Raw genomic sequence first — 22,819 nt, forward strand, 5'->3', positions numbered from 1 at the left:
TTTATGTTTCTACCTAGCTCTTTAGGATTGCTTTTGATATAATTAAAAGTATGATTTCAGGAATTATTAATCTAAAAAAAGAGGCTGGAATGACCAGTCATGATGCTGTATTTAAACTACGCAAAATATTACAAGAGAAAAAAATTGGACATGGTGGTACCCTTGATCCAGATGTTACTGGTGTCCTACCTATAGCAGTTGGAAAAGCGACTCGTGTCATTGAATATATGACTGAAGCAGGGAAGGTCTATGAGGGAGAAATTACCATTGGCTTTTCGACAACTACCGAGGATGCTGGTGGAGAAATCGTCCAAACTACCCCAGTAACTGAGCTAGATGAAGAAACTGTTGACAAAGCAATGGCTAGTTTTGAGGGAGAAATCACACAAATTCCCCCTATGTACTCAGCAGTTAAGGTCAACGGAAAGAAACTTTATGAGTACGCACGCGCTGGAGAAGAAGTAGAACGTCCACAACGTCAAGTGACCATTACCGAATTTGTCCGTACCTCACCCATCGAGCTAGAAAACGACACTGCGAGATTCAGCTTCCGTGTTGCTTGTAGCAAGGGAACTTATGTCCGTACCTTATCTGTTGATTTGGGTGCTAAACTCGGCTACGCGAGTCATATGTCTGCTCTTCGTCGAACAGCCTCAGCTGGTTTAACCTTAGATAAGGCACTAACTCTCTCTCAAATTTCAGAAATGGTAGAAGCAGGGGATACATCCTTCCTCCTTCCCATCGAATTTGGTGTTCAGGATCTGCCAGCAGTACAGGTCACTGAAGATGATGCTAAAGAAATCTCATTTGGTCGCTTTATTGCTATTGATAGCCAAGAACCCTTGGTTGCGGCCTTTTTAGGAGACAAAGTTCTAGCCATCATGGAAAAGCGAAATCAAGTTTATAAACCTAGAAAAGTATTAAGTCAATGAAAATAACTTCTATTAACGATTATAAAGATATCCATCAGGAAAAGGATACAGTCCTTGTCTTAGGCTATTTCGATGCGCTTCATCGTGGTCATAAGGTCCTTTTTGATAAGGCGCGCCAGATTGCTGACGACAAACAGCTTGAAGTAGCAGTCCTTACCTTTAATGAAAGTCCTCAACTGACTTTTCAACGGTATACGGATGATCTCCTCCTTCATATCACAGCACCCAAGAGACGTTGTGATCTTTTTGAAGCCTATGGAACAGATCAGCTTTATTTAACAGATTTCAATAGTGATTTTGCCCGAACGAGTTCGGATGACTTTATTGCTCGTTATATTGATCGTTTAAAAGCTCAAGAGGTTGTTGTGGGCTTTGATTACAAGTTTGGACATCATCGAACAGATGTGGACTATCTTGCCCGTAATTTTTCAGGTACCGTCCATGTGATTGAGGAGCAGCAGAGTGGTGGCGAAAAAATTTCATCAACACGTGTGCGCCAATTAATTCGGGAAGGTAAGGTTAAAGAAGCTAATAAACTTCTTGGCCACGAATTCTCGACACGTGGCATCGTGGTACATGGTGATGCCCGTGGGCGTACCATTGGTTTTCCAACTGCTAATTTTGCACCAATCGACAGAACTTTTCTCCCTGCTGATGGCGTCTATGTTGCTGATGTGGTGATTGATGGTAAACGCTATCGTTCCATGACTAGCCTAGGTAAAAACGTTACCTTTGGGGGAACAGAACTCCGCCTTGAAGCCAATATCTTTAATTTCGAAGGCGATATTTATGGAAAAACAATCGAAGTTTTTTGGCTAGATTATATCCGTGATATGATTAAGTTCAATAATATAGAGGAACTTTGCGCTCAACTGGAGGCCGATAAAAAAATCGCGGAAAAATTTTAAGAAAGCGTAGCCAAAACTAATCAAATAATGTATAATGATTAGGAATGTTAAAGTGAAAGGGGTGTTTGCATGGTAACTTTATTTTTATCACCTAGCTGCACCAGCTGTAGGAAAGCACGAGCCTGGTTGACCAATCATGAAGTTGCTTTTGACGAACACAATATTATCACGAGCCCATTAACTCACGATGAGTTAATGAAGATTTTGTCTTACACGAAAAATGGTACTGAAGATATCATTTCAACTCGTTCAAAAGTCTTTCAGAAGCTGAATATCGATGTGGATGATTTGACCATCAAGGAACTCATTCAATTGATTTCTGAATACCCAAATCTTCTTCGTCGACCTATCATTATGGACACCAAACGCATGCAAATTGGTTTCAACGAAGATGAAATTCGTGCCTTTTTGCCTCGTGATTATAGAAAGCAAGAATTGCGCCAAGCGACCATTCGAGCTGAAATTGAGGGTAACAATGACTAAAGGAAATTATTCCTACCCACTCGATCCATCATGGAGCACTGAGGAAATTACCACAGTGCTTCATTTTTTGAGTCAGGTAGAAAAAGCATACGAGAGCAAGGTTGACCGTGACCAACTCTTGCAAGCCTATAAGGCATTTAAAACCGTTGTTCCAGGCAAAGCACCTGAAAAACAACTAGACAAGGCCTTTGAAGAAGCTAGCGGTTTTTCAACCTATCAAGCTGTCAAAGCTGCTAAAGCAAAAGATAAAGGATTTGTATCACTTGGAAAATAAACTGATTTTCGCCAAAGAAATCATCAAAGAAGCCGGTGCTTTTATTAAAGAAAGTTTGAGTAAAACTATCACGGTCGAAGAAAAGACGGCTTTTGATGATTTAGTAACTAATATTGACAAACAAACACAAGATTTACTCGTGGCACGTATTAAATCCTCCTTCCCTTCAGACAATATTTTCGCTGAAGAAAATGGCTTGGTTCATAATATCAAAGATGGAAATGTCTGGGTCTTGGATCCTATTGATGGAACGGTCAATTTTATTGTCCAACAAGATAATTTTTGTGTTATGATTGCCTACTATGAAGAGGGGCAAGGAAAATTTGGCCTCATTTATAACGTCATGGCTGATCAACTTTTCTATGGTGGTGGCCAGTTTGATGTGTATTGTAATGACAAGTTGCTTCCAGCATATAAAAACCGACCTTTAGACCGTTGCCTAGTCGCTAGCAATGGAGCTATGTATGCTAAAAATTTTCACGGTTTAAAAGACCTTATTGATAAGACCTTAGGCGTTCGTGTCTACGGTGGTGCTGGTTTAAGCATGTCAAAAGTCCTATCTGGTCAAATTTTAGCTTACTTTTCAGTTATTTACCCATGGGACTATGCCGCAGCAAGTATTATGGGAGAAAAATTGGGTTATCACCTTGAGACCATTACTGGAGAACCACTGGATTATTCTAGTCGTCAAGCTGTGATGCTTGTCCCTAAAGACAGACTTGAAGAAATCAAGCATATTATGGGCTCAGAAAATTAATTTGAAACATAAAACCATACTGGACAAATCAGAACAGCAAGTTCTCTTGGTTAGTCCAGTTTTTTGATAGAAAGGAAACTATGCAATTTCCATCAGACTTTATAGAAAAATATAATAACCTCCTTAGAGATGAAGCTGAGGACTTCTTTGCATCTTTTGATCAAGAAGCCGTATCCGCCTACCGTACCAACCCTTTGAAAAAGCAACAGAAGGACTTTCCTGATGCTATCCCTGAAACACCTTGGGGCCATTACGGTAAAATTTCCGGAAAATCTGCCGACCATGCAACTGGTTTGGTTTATTCTCAGGAACCAGCTGCTCAAATGGTTGCTCAAGTGGCAGCTCCATCCAAGGGAAGTCGTGTCTTAGACTTGGCAGCTGCTCCAGGCGGAAAGTCTACTCATCTTCTTAGTTACCTAGATAATACAGGACTGCTTGTCAGCAATGAAATCAATCCAAAGCGTAGCAAAATTCTGGTTGAAAACATTGAGCGTTTTGGAGCGAGAAATGTTATTGTGACAAACACGTCAACTGATAAACTAGCCAAAGTTTTCAAAAATTATTTTGATACGATTGTCTTTGATGGACCATGTTCTGGAGAAGGAATGTTTCGTAAGGATCCTGATGCAATCCAATATTGGCATAAGGAGTATCCTAGTGAACTGGCACAATTACAGAAGGACATCTTATCAGACGGTTTGAAAATGCTCGCTCCTGGTGGACAATTGATCTACTCAACCTGCACCTGGTCTCCTGAAGAAAATGAAGGTGTTGTTGCTTGGATTTTAGAAAATAATCCTGATCTTGAATTGGAGGCAATCCCTAAATTGAATGGCATGAGTGATGGAATTGATTTTCCAGAAACAGCTCGAATGTATCCACACCATTTCAAAGGTGAAGGCCAGTTTGTGGTAAAATTCCAGGATAAGCGCGTGCCTGAGCAAACACGTATCAAAGAGGGAAAATCTAACCTAAACAAGGAGCAGAAGCAACTTTGGGAAGATTTTGCAAAAAAACACCTTAAAACTAGACTGGATGGTTTGCTGCAAGTTTTTGGGGACAATCTCTACCTGCTTCCAAAAGGGCTCCCAGACCTTTCTAAAGTTAAAATCGCTCGTAACGGTTTGCATCTTGGTGTCTTCAAGAAAAAACGTTTCGAACCAAGTTTTGCTCTTGGAATTGCTTTAACATCTGATGAAGTTGTTTCAAGTATAGAGCTAAGTCAAGACCAGTTTGCCCAATACGTTTCTGGTAATGTGGTTACTCTAGATCAAACACATCCTAACGGTTGGTATCAGCTTTTAGTGGACGGCAATGGTTTTGGGTTTGCTAAAGTTGTTGGAAATACGGTTAAAAACTACTATCCTAAAGGATTAAGATTTCACATTTAAAAACCTGTAACCAAACTTTAATATGACTTAGTTATCCTATACTTGTTATAATTAGATAGGTGTCTTTTAACAGCATATCTATGAGACACTTTCTTACTTATGTTACAAAATGTCGGAGGACAAAAATGAAAAAAACAAAAGTCCTTGCAGTGATTCTGTCACTGGCAATGGCCATGCTGGTTTTAACTGGCTGTGCCTCTTGGATTGACCGTGGCCAGTCCATTACAGCAGTTGGTTCTACGGCCCTTCAACCCTTAGTGGAGGCGGCAGCAGATGGGTTCGCTGAAAAGAACCCTGACAATATCGTTAACGTTCAGGGGGGCGGTTCTGGTACTGGACTTTCTCAAGTACAATCCGGTGCCGTTCAAATTGGTAACAGTGACCTTTTTGCCGAGGAAAAATCGGGAATTGATGCTAGTAAGCTTGTTGACTTTCAAGTTGCCGTTGCTGGGATTGCAGTTATTACAAACAAAGAAGTCTCTGTAGATAACTTGACAACAGAACAACTGCGTAAGATTTTCACTGGTGAAATCACAAACTGGAAACAGCTTGGTGGTAAAGACCTAGAGATTACTATTATTAACCGTGCAGCTAGCTCAGGATCACGCGCAACTTTCGATGCAGTGATTATGGATGGTAAATCACCAATCCGTACTCAAGAGCAAGATTCTAACGGTATGGTTAAGTCAATCGTTGCTCAGACACCAGGTGCTATTTCATACCTATCATTTGCTTACCTTGATGATTCTGTTAAAACATTGAAGTTAAATGGATTTGAACCCAAAGCTGAAAATGTTGCAACTAACGATTGGCCGATTTGGTCCTACGAACATATGTATACCAAGGGAAAACCGGATAGCTATACCAAACAATTCTTAGATTACATGATGAGTGACGAAGTCCAAGAAAACGTCGTCGCAAAAATGGGTTACATTTCCATCCATAGCATGAAAGTTACCAAGGATGCTGATGGTAAAGTCTCAAAGAAGAGTGAGGAGTAAGCATGAAAAATGAAGAATTGGTGAAACAATTAACATCACCCTCTAAAAATTCACGCCTCGAGAAGTTTGGTAAAACAATCACTTTCCTTTGCCTGGCCTTGATTGTTTTCATCGTGGCGATGATTTTACTTTTCGTTGCTCAAAAAGGGCTGGCGACTTTCTTTGTCAATAAAGTTAGCTTGGTCGAGTTTCTCTTTAGTGGTGATTGGTCACCATCTGAAGGTAAATTCGGGGCTCTACCAATGATTTTGGGATCATTCGTAGTGACTTTGCTTTCAGCCTTGGTTGCAACCCCATTTGCCATTGGAGCAGCCATCTTTATGACTGAGATTTCTCCTAAAGGGGCTAAATTCCTACAACCCGCTATTGAACTTTTGGTCGGGATTCCATCCGTTGTTTATGGATTTATTGGTCTCCAAGTCGTGGTTCCATTTGTTCGCTTAATTTTTGGTGGAACAGGTTTTGGTATTCTTTCAGGTACCTTTGTCTTGTTCGTCATGATTCTACCAACCGTAACCTTTATGACAACAGATACGCTTCGTGCAGTGCCTCGTCACTACCGTGAAGCTAGTCTAGCAATGGGGGCTACACGCTGGCAAACGATTTGGCGTGTGACACTTAATGCGGCTAAACCAGGTATCTTCACGGCCGTTATCTTTGGTATGGCCCGTGCCTTTGGTGAAGCTCTGGCCATCCAAATGGTTGTCGGAAATTCCGCCGTTATTCCAACTTCTTTAACGACACCAGCAGCAACATTGACATCTGTCTTGACTATGGGAATCGGGAATACAGTCATGGGTACTGTTTCAAACAATGTCCTTTGGTCTCTCGCCTTGGTGCTCTTATTGATGAGTCTTGGTTTCAATATGTTGGTGAAATTCATTACCCGTGAGAGAAAGAGAAATTATGAACGCTAAAAAAATTGATAAAATTGCCATCAGCACACTTTATGTGATTGCTGGCATTATTGTAACAATCCTGGCAGCCTTGATTCTCTATATCTTGGTTCGCGGGATACCACACATCAGCTGGTCTTTCTTGACTAGTCGATCATCATCCTACAAAGCTGGTGGAGGAATTGGGGTTCAACTCTACAACTCATTCTTCCTATTGGTTATTACTTTGATTATTTCTGTGCCTCTTTCAATGGGAGCTGGCATCTTCTTATCAGAATATGCTAAAAAAGGACGACTTACCAACTTTGTCCGTACCTGTATTGAAATCCTATCTTCACTACCTTCAGTGGTGGTCGGACTCTTCGGTTATTTAATTTTCGTTGTTCAATTTCAGTATGGATTTTCAATCCTATCAGGTGCCTTGGCCTTAACTGTCTTTAACTTGCCACAAATGACTCGTACGGTTGAAGATAGCTTAAGAACCGTTCACCATACCCAACGTGAAGCTGGCCTAGCTCTAGGATTGTCTCGATGGGAAACTATCTGTCACGTTGTTGTTCCAGAAGCCTTACCTGGTATTGTTACTGGTATCGTTCTTGCTTCTGGTCGTATTTTTGGAGAAGCAGCAGCGCTTATCTATACAGCAGGTCAATCTGCACCAGCACTTAACTGGAGCGACTGGAATCCGCTTAGCATCTCTAGTCCAATTTCGATTTTCCGCCAAGCAGAGACACTTGCTGTTCACATCTGGAAGGTCAACTCAGAAGGTACGACACCTGACGCCACTGCAGTATCTGCTGGTTCAGCAGCAGTGCTCTTGATTTTCATTCTGATTTTCAACTTTGGTGCACGTCGTTTGGGAGCTTACCTCCATAAGAAATTAACATCCGCTTAAAGGAGTTATTATGACAAAATATAATTGGGACGAGCGTCATATTATCACCTTCCCAGAGAAGGAGCTCGCTCTTGAAACAAAAGACTTGCATGTCTACTATGGTCAAAAAGAAGCCATCAAAGGCATTGACATGCAATTCGAGAAGAATAAAATCACAGCTCTTATTGGGCCTTCAGGATGCGGTAAATCAACTTTTCTTCGTAGTCTAAACCGTATGAATGATACGATTGATATTGCCAAGGTTACTGGACAAATCCTTTATCAAGGAGTCGATGTTAACGCAAGTAATATCAATGTTTATGAAATGCGTAAACATATTGGAATGGTTTTCCAACGTCCAAATCCATTCGCAAAGTCTATTTACAGAAATATCACCTTTGCTCACGAACGTAAAGGTGTAAGAGATAAGCAAACCTTGGACGAGATTGTTGAAACATCACTTAAGCAAGCTGGACTTTGGGATCAAGTTAAAGATGACCTTCATAAATCTGCCTTCACCCTCTCAGGTGGTCAGCAGCAACGTCTTTGTATTGCAAGAGCTATTGCCGTGAAACCGCAGATTCTCCTCATGGACGAACCTGCAGCTTCATTGGACCCTGTAGCTACTATGCAGCTCGAAGAGACCATGTTTGAACTTAAGGAAGATTACTCTATTATCATCGTGACGCACAATATGCAACAAGCAGCGCGAGCTAGTGATTATACAGCATTCTTCTACCTTGGTGATCTTATCGAATATGATAAAACCAAGAAAATCTTCCAAGATGCTGCCCTACAGTCAACCAGTGACTATGTATCAGGACGCTTTGGATAGAAAGGAGCACTTATGACTGAACCAATCATTTCAATTAATGATTTATCGGTGTATTTCAATAAGAAAAAAGCCCTCAATAATGTGACAATGGATTTCTATCCAAATGAAATCACAGCCCTTATCGGCCCTTCAGGATCCGGGAAATCAACCTTGCTCCGTTCTATCAACCGAATGGGAGATTTAAATCCCGAATGGACACTTACTGGTGCTGTTTCATACAACGGTCACAATGTCTACAGTCCTCGAACAGATACCGTTGAGCTCCGTAAAGAAATCGGAATGGTCTTCCAACAACCCAATCCTTTTCCAATGTCAATCTATGAAAACGTGGTTTATGGCCTTCGTATCAATGGTATCAAAGATAAGGCTGTTCTTGATCAAGCAGTAGAAGAATCACTAAAGGGTGCTTCAATCTGGGAAGAGGTTAAAGACCGTCTCCATGACTCAGCACTTGGACTTTCAGGTGGGCAACAACAACGTGTCTGTATTGCACGAGTGCTAGCTACATCTCCAAAGGTCATCCTTCTTGACGAACCAACGTCGGCCCTCGACCCTATATCCGCTGGTAAGATTGAGGAAACCCTCTATAACCTTAAAGAACAATACACCTTGTTGCTAGTCACTCGTTCTATGCAGCAGGCAAGTCGTATCTCACAACGAACAGCCTTTTTCCTTGATGGAGAGCTCATCGAGTATTCATCAACGAAAGACATGTTCCTAAATCCACAACATAAAGAAACTGAAGATTATATTACCGGTAAATTCGGTTAAGAAAGGACAGATTACTAAAAAAATTATGATGTTACGAACTCCCTTCGAAGAAGAATTAGAAAAACTCCACAACCAATTTTACGCTATGGGTACAGAGGTTGCAGCTCAGCTTAAGAAAGCTGTACGTGCCTTTATCAGCCATGACCGTGATTTGGCTAAGGAAGTCATTGAAAATGACGAAATCGTCAACAACTACGAAACCAAACTTGAGAAAAAATCACTTGAAATTATTGCTCTACAGCAACCTGTATCAAGTGATTTGCGTACAGTTATCACCGCACTTAAAGCATCTAGCGACGTTGAGCGTATGGGTGACCATGCCGTTGCTATCGCTAAAGCAACCATCCGCATTAAAGGTGAAGAGCGTCTAACTGAAATTGAAGCTGAAATCAAGAAAATGGGGAAAGCAGTCCGCCACATGGTCGAAGATGCTCTAGATGTTTACTTGAACAGTGACGAACGACGCGCTTATGAAATCGCAGCTTCAGATGAAATCATTGATAACTATTTCCGTGATATTCAAGCCATGACAGTAGAAGGTGTTCGTAAGAATCCAGATGCTGCCTTCGCTGCCAAAGAATATTTCCAAGTACTTATGTATTTGGAACGTATCGGTGACTATGCCCGCAATCTCTGCGAGTGGGTTGTCTACCTCAAATCTGGTAAAATCATTGAACTGTAGGCAAAGCTTCCAATCTATGTTATAATGAGTTTGTATTGAATAATTCAGACCCTTTTCTTTTGTAAAAGAGTCTAATATCGAAACATTTGTCAGTCTGTTTCGATGCGAAAAGTTAGATTAGGAGTATATACGTATGACAGCATCTGTTGCTCGTTTTATCGAAAGTTTCATCCCTGAAAATTACAATCTTTTCTTGGACATTAATCGTTCTGAAAAGACCTTTACAGGGAATGTTGCCATTACAGGTGAAGCCCTTGATAACCATATCTCCCTTCACCAAAAAGACCTTACCATTAGTTCCGTTCTCTTGGATAATGAATCGTTAAACTTCCAAATGGATGATGCTAACGAAGCCTTCCATATTGAACTTCCAGAGACCGGTGTTTTGACGCTTGTCATTGAATTCTCTGGTCGTATTACAGATAATATGACAGGGATTTACCCATCATATTACACCTACAATGGTGAGAAAAAAGAAATTATTTCAACGCAGTTTGAATCTCATTTTGCGCGTGAAGCCTTCCCATCTGTTGATGAACCAGAAGCTAAAGCTACTTTTGATTTCTCATTGAAATTTGATGCTGAAGAAGGCGATATCGCTTTGTCAAATATGCCTGAAATCAATAGCCATTTGCGTGAAGAGACTGGAGTTTGGACTTTTGAGACAACCCCTCGTATGTCTACATACCTCCTTGCCTTTGGTTTTGGAGCTCTTCAAGGTAAGACAGCGAAAACACAAAACGGTACTGAAGTTGGTGTCTTCGCTACAGTTGCACAAGCTGAAAACAGCGTTGACTTTGCCCTTGATATTGCCGTTCGTGTCATTGATTTCTACGAAGACTACTTCCAAGTCAAGTATCCTATCCCATTGTCATACCATCTCGCACTTCCTGACTTCTCAGCAGGTGCCATGGAAAACTGGGGACTTGTTACCTATCGTGAAGTTTACCTTCTTGTAGATGAAAATAGCTCAGCTGCAAGTCGTCAACAAGTAGCCCTTGTGGTTGCCCACGAATTGGCTCACCAATGGTTCGGTAACCTTGTTACAATGAAATGGTGGGATGATCTCTGGCTTAACGAAAGCTTTGCCAATATGATGGAGTATGTTTCAGTAGATGCCATTGAGCCTAGCTGGAATATCTTCGAAGATTTCCAAACAACTGGTGTGCCTCATGCCCTCCAACGTGATGCTACAGACGGTGTTCAGTCTGTCCACATGGAAGTCAATCACCCAGATGAGATTAATACCCTCTTTGATAGTGCTATCGTTTATGCTAAAGGTAGCCGTCTCATGCATATGCTTCGCCGTTGGTTAGGTGACGAAGCCTTTGCTAAAGGACTTAAAGCTTACTTCGAAAAACATCAGTACAACAACACTATTGGACGAGATCTCTGGAATGCCCTCTCTGATGCTTCTGGTAAAGATGTCTCTAGTTTCATGGATACTTGGTTGGAGCAGCCAGGTTACCCTGTTGTTAGTGCAGAAGTAGTTGACGACACTCTTATTCTTAGTCAAAAACAATTCTTCATTGGTGAACATGAAGATAAAGGTCGTCTTTGGGAGATTCCATTGAACACAAACTGGAAGGGGCTCCCAGACACACTCTCAGAAGAGCGTATTGAGATTCCAAATTATAACCAGCTTGTTGCTGAAAATAACGGAGCTCTTCGCCTTAATACAGCAAATACAGCACATTACATCACAGATTATCAAGGTGAACTCTTGGACCACCTCTTAGAGGAATTTGCTAACCTTGATACTGTAAGTAAACTTCAGATTTTGCAAGAACGCCGTCTTCTTGCTGAAAGTGGCCGTATCTCGTATGAAAGCCTAGTCGCTCTTCTTGATCTTGTCGAAAAAGAAGAAAGCTTCTTGATTGCTCAAGCTAAGTCTCAAATCCTCGCTGGTTTGAAACGCTTTATCGATGAGGATACAGAAGCAGAAGTGCATTACAAGGCTTTAGTACGTCGTCAATTCCAAAACGACTTTGAGCGTCTTGGTTTCGATGCCAAAGATGGAGAATCAGATGAAGACGAAATGGTTCGTCAAACAGCTCTTAGCTACTTGATTCAAGCAGACTATCAACCAGCAGTCCTTGCGGCCGCAAGTGTTTTCCAAGCTCATAAAGAGAACATTGAAAGCATCCCTGCAAGTGTCCGTGGTCTCGTTCTCATTAACCAAATGAAACAAGAAAACAGTCTAACTCTTGTTGAAGACTATGTCAATGCATATGTAACAACAAATGATAGTAATTTCCGTCGTCAATTGACTCAAGCAGTTTCATACCTTAAAAACCAAGAAGGTCTCGACTACGTGCTAGGTCAGCTTAAAGACAAACATGTCGTTAAACCTCAAGATTTGTACCTATGGTATATGAATTTCCTCAGCAAATCATTTGCACAAGAAACCGTTTGGAACTGGGCGAAAGATAACTGGGATTGGATTAAGGCAGCTCTAGGTGGCGATATGAGCTTTGATAGCTTTGTTAATATCCCAGCTGGAATCTTTAAAACACAAGAACGTCTTGATCAATATATTGCTTTCTTCGAGCCACAAACAAGTGATAAAGCCTTAGAACGTAATATCTTGATGGGAATTAAGACAATTGCTGCACGCGTAGACTTGATTGAAAAAGAAAAAGCTGAGGTTGAATCAGCTCTTAAAGATTATTAATAAGTAAAACAAGCTTTCCATGAAGGAGAGTTTGTTTTTTGTGTGTAATATTTACATAAATTTAGTTATGTTTATGAATGGTCATAAAATGATTTTAGCATAATTAAATTTATGTAAAATAAAAAATAACCACTCCAAATAGGAATGGTTAGACTAGGGTAATTATAAATTATCTAGAGCGTTTTTTTGCTCATCATTGACGATATGAGTATAAAGATCAGTGACCTGAGTGGAAGCATGGCCAAGTTGGTGGCTAACTAAAACTTGAGACTTGGTAGCATCATAAAGACGTGTTGCCAGAGTGTGTCGTAGTTTATGGGGAGTCACACGTATCTTGAAATCCTGAGAATATTTGGCAACCATTTTTTCGATACTTGAAGCATCAATACGGTTTGGAACCCCTCGATATTCCGTTAAAAATAGGGCAAGGTCTTGCTTTTCAGCCTTATAGCGTTTATCACGGATACTAAGATAATTTTCAAGATAAGGTTTTGCAAAACTTGCTACATTAACTGAGTCTCGTTTGCCACCTTTTCGAGTAACATCAATGACCATCATTTTCAGATTGATATCTTTAAGGTCCAGGTTAACAGCCTCAGAAAGTCGAACCCCTGAAGCCAGTAGCAAGGCTATTATCGCTAAATCACGTTCTTTATTCTTGTAAAACGAAGATTTTGCGCGATTTGAGAGCTTAACTTCGTATTCATTTTCGACATAATCAAGAAATTCCATGGTTTCATCGCCTAGAAAGAGTTTCTGCTTGATATTCTCAGCACGTGCAGCTAGAGTTTCTTTCTTTTTCTTAGTAGAAACTTTTTTCATGACGTTACGATAGAAATATGGCTCACCGTCAGGACCCTCGACCTCCTCAGTTAAATACTTATAGAGACTAGATAGAGCTGAAAGCGTACGGTTAATGGTTGTTTGAGAAACTCCCTGTTTCTTGGAATAGGTATTTAAGGACGGACGTTCACGTAGAAAGAGCACAAATGACTCCATGTCTTTTTTAGTTAGATTTTCCAGGGTTTTGATGTCAATTGAGGCAATATCATGAGCATCTGAAATACCTGAGTCAATCAACCAGTCAAAAAAGCGTTTATATTCCTTTAGGTATTCGTATAAGGTCGTAAAAGAATATGGAACCGATAGTTTAGACTGATAATACTCCAAGACAAACCAAGGCATAAGAGATTTGTATTCTTCAATTTTTTCGAGTAAGAGTTCACGTTTCATTTGTTTTTTTCTCCAAAATTACTTAATAGAAGTATATCACACCCTTATCTTTCTTTCAAGAAAATTACAGTTTTTCAGAAAGATGCTATAAGATGTTTTTCACTTAAAGACTTTATAGGTTTAATGTCCAAATATATAAATACCACACTAAATCAATCCTAAACCAACTTTTGAAAAAATCTTTATGGTTCTTTGACTTTTAAAAATCTTTATAACGTATTATTTACTTTTAGAATTTTCCCAAGAAAAAACAACCTGGAGTTTTCCAGATTGTTCAAATAATGATTAAGCTACGATAGCTTTTGCAACGTCCTCGGTTGTCATACGTGAGAAATAATGTGTTGTGTCAATGGTTTTAAGTTTAGCCAAGACATCTTCGTACTCGTAAGGTACACCGACCAGCAAGTTTTCAATATCAGATACATCTCCAATACCAAAGAAATCTCCGTAAATCTTAACAGATTTAATGATAGAATTTTCAACATTGGCGTAAGTTGAGATCTTACCAGCTGGGTAACGAACGTTACGCTCTACTGTGTATTCTGGTGATTGACCGTATGTCCAGTCCCAAGTATTGAATTGCTTCTCATAAGACTCTTGAATCTTAGCCAATTCATCCTCAGAAAGGACGTATTCAGTCATGTCAGGGTAAAATTCCTTCATTTTTTCCAAGATTTTATCTGAGAATTCATTTACTGTGATTTTTTCTGGTAATTCATCTACGATGTTTGTTACACGAGCTCGTACAGATTTAACACCTTTTGATTCAATTTTGTCTTTGCTGACTTTGAGGGCTTGGCCAAGAACGGACATATCAACGTCAAAGAGCAAGCAACCATGGTGCATCATACGACCTTTATAGTAAGCTTGAGCATTTCCACAGAACTTTTTACCGTCGATTTCAAGGTCATTTCGGCCAGTAAATTCAGCTTTAACTCCCAAATCAGCAAGTGTCGCGATTACTGGTTGAGAGAAAGTCTTAAAGTCAAATGCCCCTTCATCTGCCTTATTAGAGATGATAGTATAGTTGAGGTTATTCAAATCGTGATAAACAGCGCCACCACCAGACAAACGACGAACGACCTTGATACCATGAGCATCTGTATATTCTTTGTTAATCTCTTGAATGGTATTTTGGTGCTTACCGACAATGATAGCTGGACGGTTAATCCAAAGAATGAACAGTTCATCTTCATTCACCAATTCACGAAAGGCATAGGCTTCCAAAGCAATATTATAGGCAGGATCATTTGATGTGTTTACAATATATTTCATGAGGTCTCCTCTTGTAATGTGATACTTATATTATAAAGGAAAACGGTGACAAAGTACACGAAGACGCCTTAGGTATAAGGATTTTCATGATATAATAGTAAAAAATATATGGGGAGTTTTGGAATGATACAAAATCCTAGTAAATTAAGTCTCTTTTTCTCGAGGCTAACCAGTAAAATAAATAAAAAGGTCAAAATAGCATTTGTTCTGCTTCTTTTTGTTGCTCTTGGAATGTCTCTCTATAATGCCTACCAAAGAGCTTATAAGCCTTATCTCTACGATAAAAACAATTACTATTACAAGGCCTATAATTACAGCGTTAAGAAGATAATACCTCAAAGAAAAGTTGTCAAAGATATTGAGATTGAGGTCCTACACTTCGGAAAAGACGATTTCCCTGATAATCTGTCTACATATAAGGTCGGCCATTATATCGATAAAGGAATTGATCCCCGCAGACTTTTATTGCATATCACTTTTACTGATAAGACCAAAATCACTTTACCATTTGGACAGGTAACTTCTACTGAAAACTTTTTCGACCGTTATGAACGCTATTTTGACCGTAAAGTTTTTGAGGTTGGTCCGGGTTTTGATGAAGAATGGTTTTCGAATGCAGAGAATTACAGACAAATGATTCAGCGTTTCCCTGGATTACATGATAAAACAATGGATGCTGACTTCGAGTTATATCTAAGGGACTTCCTATTTATGATAGTTCCTGGTGATACCCTCTACCAAACTGGGGCTGTGAAAGATGGTGTCAGTGAATACCACTTTCAGTTGAAAAATCCTAAATCAGGAAAAATGCAAAGCTATATAATCTACGGAAATGAAGGAGACATCCCACTCTGGGATTGGCAGGCTCCCTTTGTTACCTTTGATAAGGATTTTGCTAACAAAGAAAGAATTCAGGAATTCTTCGATGACTACGAAATTAGAGAGTATGGAAATTATTGGAATGGCATCTACCATATACAATTCCCTCACTTAAATTCATTTAGAGGTGACAGGTACAACTTTTATAAAATGGCTTTTTACTCAGATGAATTTACAAATTTTCCACTAAGCCTCGATTTAACAGGGAAGAGCGAGGATTTTAAGATTACCATTACAGATTCTTACCTACAAGAAAAATCAAGAACTGCAAAAGATGAAATCCATTATCTAAAATACTCAACATCTAAAACTTATGATTCATCAAATAAAGAAGCCTATATGAATGATATACTGAATTATCACTCATAGGTAACATAACATTATTTATGTAAACACAGCTAATTTATCTATTGGCTGTGTTTTTTTCATGCAAAAAAACAAGACCATTTCTGATCTTGTTCTTCTTCTATGCAACTAGATTATTATTTTGTGTGCCAGATGTCTTTGTCATACTGTTCGATTGTACGGTCAGATGAGAAGAATCCTGCTTCAGCAATGTTGTAAACAACTTTTTTGTTCCATGCATCTTGATCTTCGTAAGCTGCATATACTTCTTCTTTCTTGTCGATGTATTCAGCCAAGTCAATCAACGTCATGAACCAGTCTTTAGAGATAAGTTCTTTGTGGAGACGTTCCAAGCGTTCTTTATCTCCAACTTTAACGAGGTCTTCGCTTACGATAAAGTCAACAGCTGCTTTGATGTTAGCATCTTTTTCGTAGTAATCACGTGGTACATAACCTTCTTTTTCATAAAGGTCGATGATTGTATCAGAATCTTTACCAAATGTGAAGATGTTTTCTGGTCCTACCAATTCAGCAATCTCAACGTTGGCACCGTCCATTGTACCAAGTGTAAGGGCACCGTTAAGCATGAATTTCATGTTACCTGTACCTGAAGCTTCTTTAGAAGCCAATGAGATTTGTTCTGAGATATCTGTTGCTGGGATGAGGTGTTCAGCAACTGTTACGTTGTAGTTTTCAACCAAGTGAACGTTGAGGTATTTGCTTACTTCTGGATCATTGTTGATGAGTTCAGAAAGTGACAAGATCAAGTGGATGATGTCTTGAGCAATAACGTAGGCAGGAGCTGCTTTACCACCAAAGATGATAGTGATTTTACGTTTTGGAAGGTTTCCTTTTTTGATTTCCAAGTATTTGTGGATGACATACAAAGCGTTCATTTGTTGACGTTTGTATTCGTGGAAACGTTTGATTTGTGTATCAACGATTGAGTTTTCATCAAGCTCAATACCTTTGTTGGCTTTAAGATAACGTTTAAGTGACAACTTGTTATCATATTTGATTTCAGCCAAACGTTTGTGAACTGCTGGATCATCAGCAAAGGCAGCTAATTTTTCCAATTGAGTTGCGTCAGTAAGGTAACCATCACCAATCAATTCTTTGATGTAGTCAGCAAGTTCTTGGTTTGAGAATTCCAACCAACGACGGAATGTAATACCGTTTGTTTTGTTGTTGAAGCGTTCTGGGTAAAGGTCGTAGAATGGTTTCAACTCAGAAGCTTTAAGGATTTCTGTGTGAAGTGCTGCTACACCGTTAACGCTTGTAGAGAAGTGGATGTCCATGTGAGCCATGTGAACACGGTTGTGTTCGTCAATAATTTGAACACGTGGATCTTCGTATTTTTCACGAATGATAGCATCCAATTTCTTGATGATAACAACAAGGTGTGGAACGACTTCTTCAAGGTAGTCAAGAGGCCATTTTTCAAGGGCTTCAGCCAAGATAGTGTGGTTTGTGTAACCAACCATTTTGCTTACGATAGCTACTGCTTCATCAAATTCAAATCCATGTTTTTCTGTCAAAAGACGGATCAATTCTGGAATTACCATTGATGGGTGAGTATCGTTGATTTGTACATAAGCGTAATCTGGAAGGTCGTGAAGGTTAGAACCACGTTCGATAGCTTCGTCAATCAAAAGTTGAGCAGCGTTTGATACCATGAAGTATTGTTGGTAAATACGCAAGAGCTCACCTTTACGAGTTGAGTCGTCTGGGTAAAGGAAAAGTGTCAAGTTCTTTTGGATTTCGTCTTGATCAAAAGTGATTCCTTTTTCAATCAAATCGTAATCCAAACCGTTGATATCGAAGAGGTTAAGGTAGTTCTTAGTTTCTTTCTTGTAACCCAAGATATCCAAGCGGTCCAAACGTGATTTCAATGTGAAGTTTTTGAATGGAACATCATAAGAGATATCAGTTGGTACCAACCATGATTGATCTTCAATCCAGTAGTTTGGTTCTGCATCTTGTTTGTTATCTTTGAAGACTTGTTTGAAAAGACCACAGTGGTAGTTAAGCCCAACACCTTCACCGTTGATGCCAAGTGTTGCCATAGAGTCGATGAAACATGAAGCCAAACGACCCAAACCACCGTTACCAAGAGATGGTTCTGGTTCAACGTCTTCAACTTCGCTGATTGATTTACCAGCAGCAGCCAATTCAGCTTTAACATCTTTGTAGATGCCCAAGTTGATCAAGTTGTTAGACAAAAGTTTACCAATCAAGAACTCAGCTGAGATGTAGTAAACTTTACGTTTGCTATCGTTTTTAGGTTTTGGAGCAGCTGCTTCTTTTACGAATTCCAACAAAAGATAGTAGATTTCTTCGTTTGAAAGGTCTTTAAGATTTTTGTTTTTTGCTTCAACATATTGTGTAAATGTAGCCATTTTATTTATTACCTCGATTATATCTTTCTGTAATATCTGTCAAAAATTCTTTCTTGTCTACAGTGATTTCACCTGGAAGCATACGCCATTTCCAGTTTTCACCAACTGTGTTAGGGAAGTTTGTACGGCTATTTTCAGGTTTATCAAGGATATCCTGCATAGTCGCAATAGCTGTGTTGCTTACTGTAGCAAAGAGTGTGCGAAGGAGAGCACGTGTAATTGGTTCACCTTGACGACGGTTAATGTAAGCATCAGTGTAATCACGTTGCTCTTGCGTCAAGTTGTCGTACCAACCGTTGATTACTTCGTTATCATGTGTACCTGTGTAAGCAACTGAATGTTGTGTGTATACATGTGGAATATCAATGCTGTTTCCAGTAGTATCGTAGAAACCAAATTGAACAATCTTCATTCCAGGGTAACCACAGTCTGCAAGAAGTTTACGTGTCTTATCATCAATGTTACCAAGGTCTTCGGCAATAATTTTAAGATCACCCAATTCTTCTTTGACCACTTTGAAGAGGTCATAACCAGGTCCAGGAACCCATTCACCATTTTCAGCAGTTTCATCTCCACCAGGAATTTCCCAGAAGTCAGAGAAACCTTTGAAGTGGTCGATACGCAAGTAATCATAAAGTTTGAATGATTCTTGAATACGGAATACCCACCAAGCATAATTTTCAGCTTTATGTTTATCCCATGCGTAGATTGGGTTACCCCAAAGTTGACCAGTAGCTGAGAAGTTATCTGGTGGAACTCCGGCAATGTAACGTGGTTTACATTCGGCATCTAGTTTGAAGAGGTGTGGTTGAGTCCAAACTTCAACACTATCAGCTGAGATGTAGATTGGCATGTCACCAATGATTTGAATACCATTTTTGTTAGCATAGGCTTTAAGTTCTGCCCATTGGCTAAAGAAGAGGTATTGCACTACTTGGTGGTAAGTGATGACATCAGCAAGTTCTTTGCGAAGTTTTTCAAGAGTCGCCTCATCGCGTTTAACCGCTTTTTTATCATCCCAATCTTGAAGCGCTTTGTTATCAAAGTGTTCTTTGATAGCCATGAAATCAGCATAATCTGCTAACCAGTTAACATTTTTAGTTTTAAAAGCTTCGAATTTTTTAGCTTCTTTTTTATCTGCCAAGATAGCTTTTACTGCTTTTTCAAGGATTGGGCGACGTGCTTCATAAACTTTAGCATAGTCGATAAACTCTGGATCTGATCCAAAGTCAGCGCCTTTAACATCAGCTTTAGTTAGAAACTTGTCACGAATAAGGAAATCCAAATCGATGAAGTGTGTGTTCCCCGCTACCGCAGAGAATGATTGATAAGGTGAGTCCCCATAACTTGTTGTAGTAAGTGGCAAGATCTGCCAGTATGTTTGTTTTGTTTCTTTCAAGAAATCAACAAAGTCATAGGCTGCTTGACCGAAAGATCCGATCCCGTAGTCACCTGGAAGTGATGTGATGTGCATCAATACACCGCTTGCTCGTTTGTTCATAAAGTTTACCTCAAATTATTTTTTACACTTATGATTATAATGCAAACGTTTGCACAAGTCAAGAATTTTTAGCAAAAAAATAGAAATTTTTTTATTTTTTCTTGAATAATTGTTCGAAAAACAAACGCTTACAATTTGATAGAGTTTTTTTAAGCCGATGCTTCTAGTGAATTCCGGATAATAGTCATCTTACATAAAATAAAAAAGTAGCCGGCTAATTTACTAACCAACTACTTAGATTCTCCTTAAGATATTATGAATGCGTTAAGACGCTTTCTCTTTCTATAAGTTTAAATGGAATGATGACTTTCTGTGACTTGTTCTTAGTTGACTTAAGGAGTCCCATAAGACTTTGTACACTTTCTTTAGCAAGTTCTTGGATATTAATATCAAAAGTGGTCAAGAACGGATGCATGATTTCTGCAAAAGTAGAATTATTGAAGGAAATGATAGCATAATCTTCAGGTACTCTAATTCCTTCATTGTTTAGCCATTGAATGAGACGAAGGGCGATAAGGTCATCCTTGACAATCAAAGCTGTTGGAGAAAATCTATCTAATTCCTTCTTTAGCTTATCGATTGTTTTAGATGAAAATACAAGTTCAGGTAAGATTTCTAATTCTAGTTCATCTGCTGCTTCTTTATAACCTCGATAACGTTCCTGTCCTACTTGACCAAAAAGGTCATCCGTAATAAAACCTATTTTTTTATGACCATGAGATGATAAATAAGTCACTGCTTCCTTACCTAAGGCCTTATTGTCATTATCGATGTAGGTAACCTTATCTTTTGTATCACCTGCAGCTCCAATGACGACAAAAGGAACTTTTTCATTTAGGAGATAGGATTTAACAGGATCATTCTTCTCAGAGTAGAGAATAATGAAACCATCAGCTCGTTTTTGGCGATGCATGAGTTCGACTTGTTTAACCAATTCATCCAAACTAGCACCTGTAGCAATACTGACGACCTGAGAATTGCGACTTGCTTCTTCATTGATAGCCGTTAGAATTTCCATATAGAAGGGTTGACTGATATTTTCTCTATGCGCCAAAGGAGGAAGAATCACACCTAAACTATGAGTTAAGCCGGTTGCCAACATCTGAGCTGCAAGATTGGGGACATAACCTAATTCATCCATAGCCGCCCGCACCTTGTTTTTTGTTTCTTCAGAAATGGCTGGATTATCTTTTAAGGTCCTACTAACCGTTGAAGGACTTACTCCTGCTTTTTGGGCAACATCCTTAATTGTAGCCATTATTTTCCTCTCATTCTCATAAATATTTATAGTCGTAAAATACAAGAACAATTATAACCGATACAATTTAGTTTTGCAATCGTTTGCACAAAGTTAAAATTTTTTTATAAAATACTTGACAAATGATGAAAGCGATTGCATAATGGTTATCGTAAACTAAATTTCTGGAGGAAATAGAAATGAAAAAATGGCAAAAGGTATTACTTGGTAGTGCTGGACTTCTCGTGGCTGGGTCGCTCTTGGTGGCTTGTGGGTCAAACTCAAGCAAGAGCTCAAGTTCAGATAGCAAGACCTTGAAACTTTGGGTACCAACTGGAGCTAAGAAATCTTACTCAGACACAGTAGCACAGTTTGAAAAGAAATCTGGTTACAAAGTTGATATGGTAGAAATGGAAGATCCAAATGCCCAAGAAAACTTGACTAAAGATGCTTCTACTGCTGCAGATGTCTTCTCACTTCCACATGACCAACTCGGTAAATTGGTAGACGCTGGGGCTATCCAAGAAATCCCAGAGCAATACTCAAAAGAAATTGCTGAACAAGATACTGAACAAGCTGCTGTAGGTGCTCAATACAAAGGTAAAACTTACGCATTCCCATACGGTATCGAAACTCAAGTTACATACTACAACAAATCTAAACTTAATGAAGAAGATGTGAAATCATATGAAACAATCACTTCTAAAGCTAAATTTGGTAGCAACTTGAAAGAAGTTAACGCTTATGTAACTGCTCCTCTCTTCCTTTCAGTTGGTGACACACTCTTTGGTCCTAACGGTGAAGATGTGAAAGGTACTAACTGGGGTAACGAAGCTGGTGTGAATGTTCTTAAGTTTATCGCAGCTCAAAAAGACAATAAAGGCTTTGTTAATGTCGATTCAGCTAATATGATGGCTAAATTCGAAGATGGTTCTGTTGATGCTTTCCAATCAGGACCATGGGACTACGCTGCAGCTGCTAAAGCTGTTGGTAAAGACAATCTTGGTGTTGCTGTTTACCCAACAGTTAATATCGGTGGTCAAGACGTTCAACAAAAAGCCTTCATGGGTGTTAAACTTTACGCAGTTAACCAAACACCATCTAAAGGTAACGCAGAACGTATCGCTGCTTCTTACCAATTGGCACAAGCTTTGACAAGTAAAGACAGTCAAAATAACCAATTCACTAATGAAGACCGTCACATCATCCCAGCTAACAAAGAAGTTCAAGCTTCTGAAGCTGTTCAAAAGGATGCACTTGCACAAGCTGTAATTACTATGGGTTCATCTGATCAGTACACAACTGTTATGCCTAAACTTAGTCAAATGTCAGTCTTCTGGACTGAAAGTGCTGCTCTTATGAGTGATGCATATAACGGTAAAATCAAGGAAGACCAATTCCTTACTAAATTACAACAATTTGATAAAGATTTGGCAGCAGCTAAATAAGAATCCTAACTATGAGAAGGTAAA

The 22,819-nt window shown here is 39.3% G+C and carries 20 protein-coding genes; 15 read left to right on the plus strand and 5 right to left on the minus strand.

The genetic code is table 11. The features are described 5' to 3' along the window. The first annotated feature begins 50 nt into the window (after nt 1-50). The 13 genes from truB (at nt 51) to H7T93_RS04835 (ending at nt 12,478) form a co-directional block, all read left to right on the plus strand. Entirely contained in the window at nt 51-932 is an 882-nt protein-coding gene (gene truB / locus H7T93_RS04775; protein ID WP_004182518.1) for a tRNA pseudouridine(55) synthase TruB, read from the plus strand. Then, nucleotides 929-1,840 (plus strand): bifunctional riboflavin kinase/FAD synthetase, encoded by a 912-nt coding sequence (locus H7T93_RS04780; protein WP_201041639.1) that lies wholly within the window; start codon nt 929-931, stop codon nt 1,838-1,840. Before truB ends, H7T93_RS04780 begins: the two co-directional genes overlap by 4 nt. A gap of 69 nt (nt 1,841-1,909) precedes the next feature. Further along, a complete protein-coding gene (locus H7T93_RS04785) occupies nt 1,910-2,323 on the plus strand; it encodes a Spx/MgsR family RNA polymerase-binding regulatory protein (RefSeq protein WP_201041640.1) in 414 nt (137 codons plus the stop codon). Further along, entirely contained in the window at nt 2,316-2,597 is a 282-nt protein-coding gene (locus H7T93_RS04790; RefSeq protein ID WP_004182521.1) for a UPF0223 family protein, read from the plus strand. Before H7T93_RS04785 ends, H7T93_RS04790 begins: the two co-directional genes overlap by 8 nt. After that, nucleotides 2,587-3,354, plus strand: a complete 768-nt coding sequence (locus tag H7T93_RS04795) for an inositol monophosphatase family protein (protein ID WP_073689717.1) — start codon at nt 2,587-2,589, stop codon at nt 3,352-3,354. The genes H7T93_RS04790 and H7T93_RS04795 overlap by 11 nt, the downstream gene beginning before the upstream one ends. Nucleotides 3,355-3,434: 80 nt before the next feature. Beyond that, nucleotides 3,435-4,745: an RsmF rRNA methyltransferase first C-terminal domain-containing protein gene (locus H7T93_RS04800; RefSeq protein ID WP_175057596.1), complete on the plus strand. Its 1,311-nt coding sequence runs from the start codon at nt 3,435-3,437 to the stop codon at nt 4,743-4,745. A 125-nt stretch (nt 4,746-4,870) separates the two neighbouring features. Beyond that, nucleotides 4,871-5,746, plus strand: a complete 876-nt coding sequence (locus tag H7T93_RS04805) for a phosphate ABC transporter substrate-binding protein PstS family protein (protein WP_139724285.1) — start codon at nt 4,871-4,873, stop codon at nt 5,744-5,746. Between the two features lie 2 nt (nt 5,747-5,748). After that, nucleotides 5,749-6,663 carry a phosphate ABC transporter permease subunit PstC gene (gene pstC, locus H7T93_RS04810; RefSeq protein ID WP_002890959.1) on the plus strand — a complete coding sequence of 305 codons (915 nt, stop codon included), beginning with the start codon at nt 5,749-5,751 and terminating at the stop codon, nt 6,661-6,663. Beyond that, nucleotides 6,653-7,537, plus strand: a complete 885-nt coding sequence (pstA, locus tag H7T93_RS04815; RefSeq protein WP_013990602.1) for a phosphate ABC transporter permease PstA — start codon at nt 6,653-6,655, stop codon at nt 7,535-7,537. The genes pstC and pstA overlap by 11 nt, the downstream gene beginning before the upstream one ends. Nucleotides 7,538-7,547: 10 nt before the next feature. Further along, nucleotides 7,548-8,351 carry a phosphate ABC transporter ATP-binding protein PstB gene (pstB, locus tag H7T93_RS04820; protein WP_048790301.1) on the plus strand — a complete coding sequence of 268 codons (804 nt, stop codon included), beginning with the start codon at nt 7,548-7,550 and terminating at the stop codon, nt 8,349-8,351. A gap of 12 nt (nt 8,352-8,363) precedes the next feature. Further along, nucleotides 8,364-9,122 carry a phosphate ABC transporter ATP-binding protein PstB gene (pstB, locus tag H7T93_RS04825; RefSeq protein WP_002890956.1) on the plus strand — a complete coding sequence of 253 codons (759 nt, stop codon included), beginning with the start codon at nt 8,364-8,366 and terminating at the stop codon, nt 9,120-9,122. 28 nt (nt 9,123-9,150) lie between these two features. After that, complete coding sequence (phoU, locus tag H7T93_RS04830; RefSeq protein WP_004182526.1) at nt 9,151-9,804, plus strand: phosphate signaling complex protein PhoU; 654 nt, start codon at nt 9,151-9,153, stop codon at nt 9,802-9,804. A gap of 133 nt (nt 9,805-9,937) precedes the next feature. After that, nucleotides 9,938-12,478 (plus strand): M1 family metallopeptidase, encoded by a 2,541-nt coding sequence (locus H7T93_RS04835; protein WP_148512692.1) that lies wholly within the window; start codon nt 9,938-9,940, stop codon nt 12,476-12,478. 162 nt (nt 12,479-12,640) lie between these two features. On the opposite strand, the gene xerS is transcribed toward H7T93_RS04835, so the two are convergent. Beyond that, on the minus strand, nt 12,641-13,711 hold the full coding sequence (gene xerS, locus H7T93_RS04840; RefSeq protein ID WP_155213113.1) for a tyrosine recombinase XerS: 1,071 nt from the start codon (nt 13,709-13,711) through the stop codon (nt 12,641-12,643). Between the two features lie 285 nt (nt 13,712-13,996). Further along, nucleotides 13,997-14,986 (minus strand): lipoate--protein ligase, encoded by a 990-nt coding sequence (locus H7T93_RS04845; protein ID WP_014634486.1) that lies wholly within the window; start codon nt 14,984-14,986, stop codon nt 13,997-13,999. Nucleotides 14,987-15,094: 108 nt separating this feature from the next. On the opposite strand from H7T93_RS04845, the gene H7T93_RS04850 reads away from it, so the two are divergent. Then, a complete protein-coding gene (locus H7T93_RS04850) occupies nt 15,095-16,234 on the plus strand; it encodes a hypothetical protein (RefSeq protein WP_175057595.1) in 1,140 nt (379 codons plus the stop codon). Nucleotides 16,235-16,347: 113 nt separating this feature from the next. Here the strand turns inward: H7T93_RS04850 and glgP are convergent, their stop codons facing one another. The 3 genes from glgP to H7T93_RS04865 form a co-directional block, all read right to left on the minus strand. Next, the gene (gene glgP / locus H7T93_RS04855) at nt 16,348-18,609 is read right to left on the minus strand and encodes a glycogen/starch/alpha-glucan family phosphorylase (RefSeq protein WP_022496654.1); all 2,262 of its coding nucleotides are present in this window, start codon (nt 18,607-18,609) and stop codon (nt 16,348-16,350) included. 1 nt (nt 18,610) lies between these two features. Next, nucleotides 18,611-20,110, minus strand: a complete 1,500-nt coding sequence (malQ, locus tag H7T93_RS04860) for a 4-alpha-glucanotransferase (protein ID WP_048790304.1) — start codon at nt 20,108-20,110, stop codon at nt 18,611-18,613. Between the two features lie 253 nt (nt 20,111-20,363). Further along, a complete protein-coding gene (locus H7T93_RS04865; protein ID WP_048790305.1) occupies nt 20,364-21,368 on the minus strand; it encodes a LacI family DNA-binding transcriptional regulator in 1,005 nt (334 codons plus the stop codon). 179 nt (nt 21,369-21,547) lie between these two features. Here H7T93_RS04865 and H7T93_RS04870 point away from each other — a divergent pair, with 179 nt between their 5' ends. Further along, nucleotides 21,548-22,795 (plus strand): extracellular solute-binding protein, encoded by a 1,248-nt coding sequence (locus H7T93_RS04870; protein WP_002884898.1) that lies wholly within the window; start codon nt 21,548-21,550, stop codon nt 22,793-22,795. Nucleotides 22,796-22,819: the final 24 nt, after the last annotated feature.

This window comes from Streptococcus sp. 9.1 (genome assembly GCF_016648815.1).
In the GTDB taxonomy this organism is placed as follows: Bacteria; Bacillota; Bacilli; order Lactobacillales; family Streptococcaceae; genus Streptococcus; species Streptococcus salivarius_E.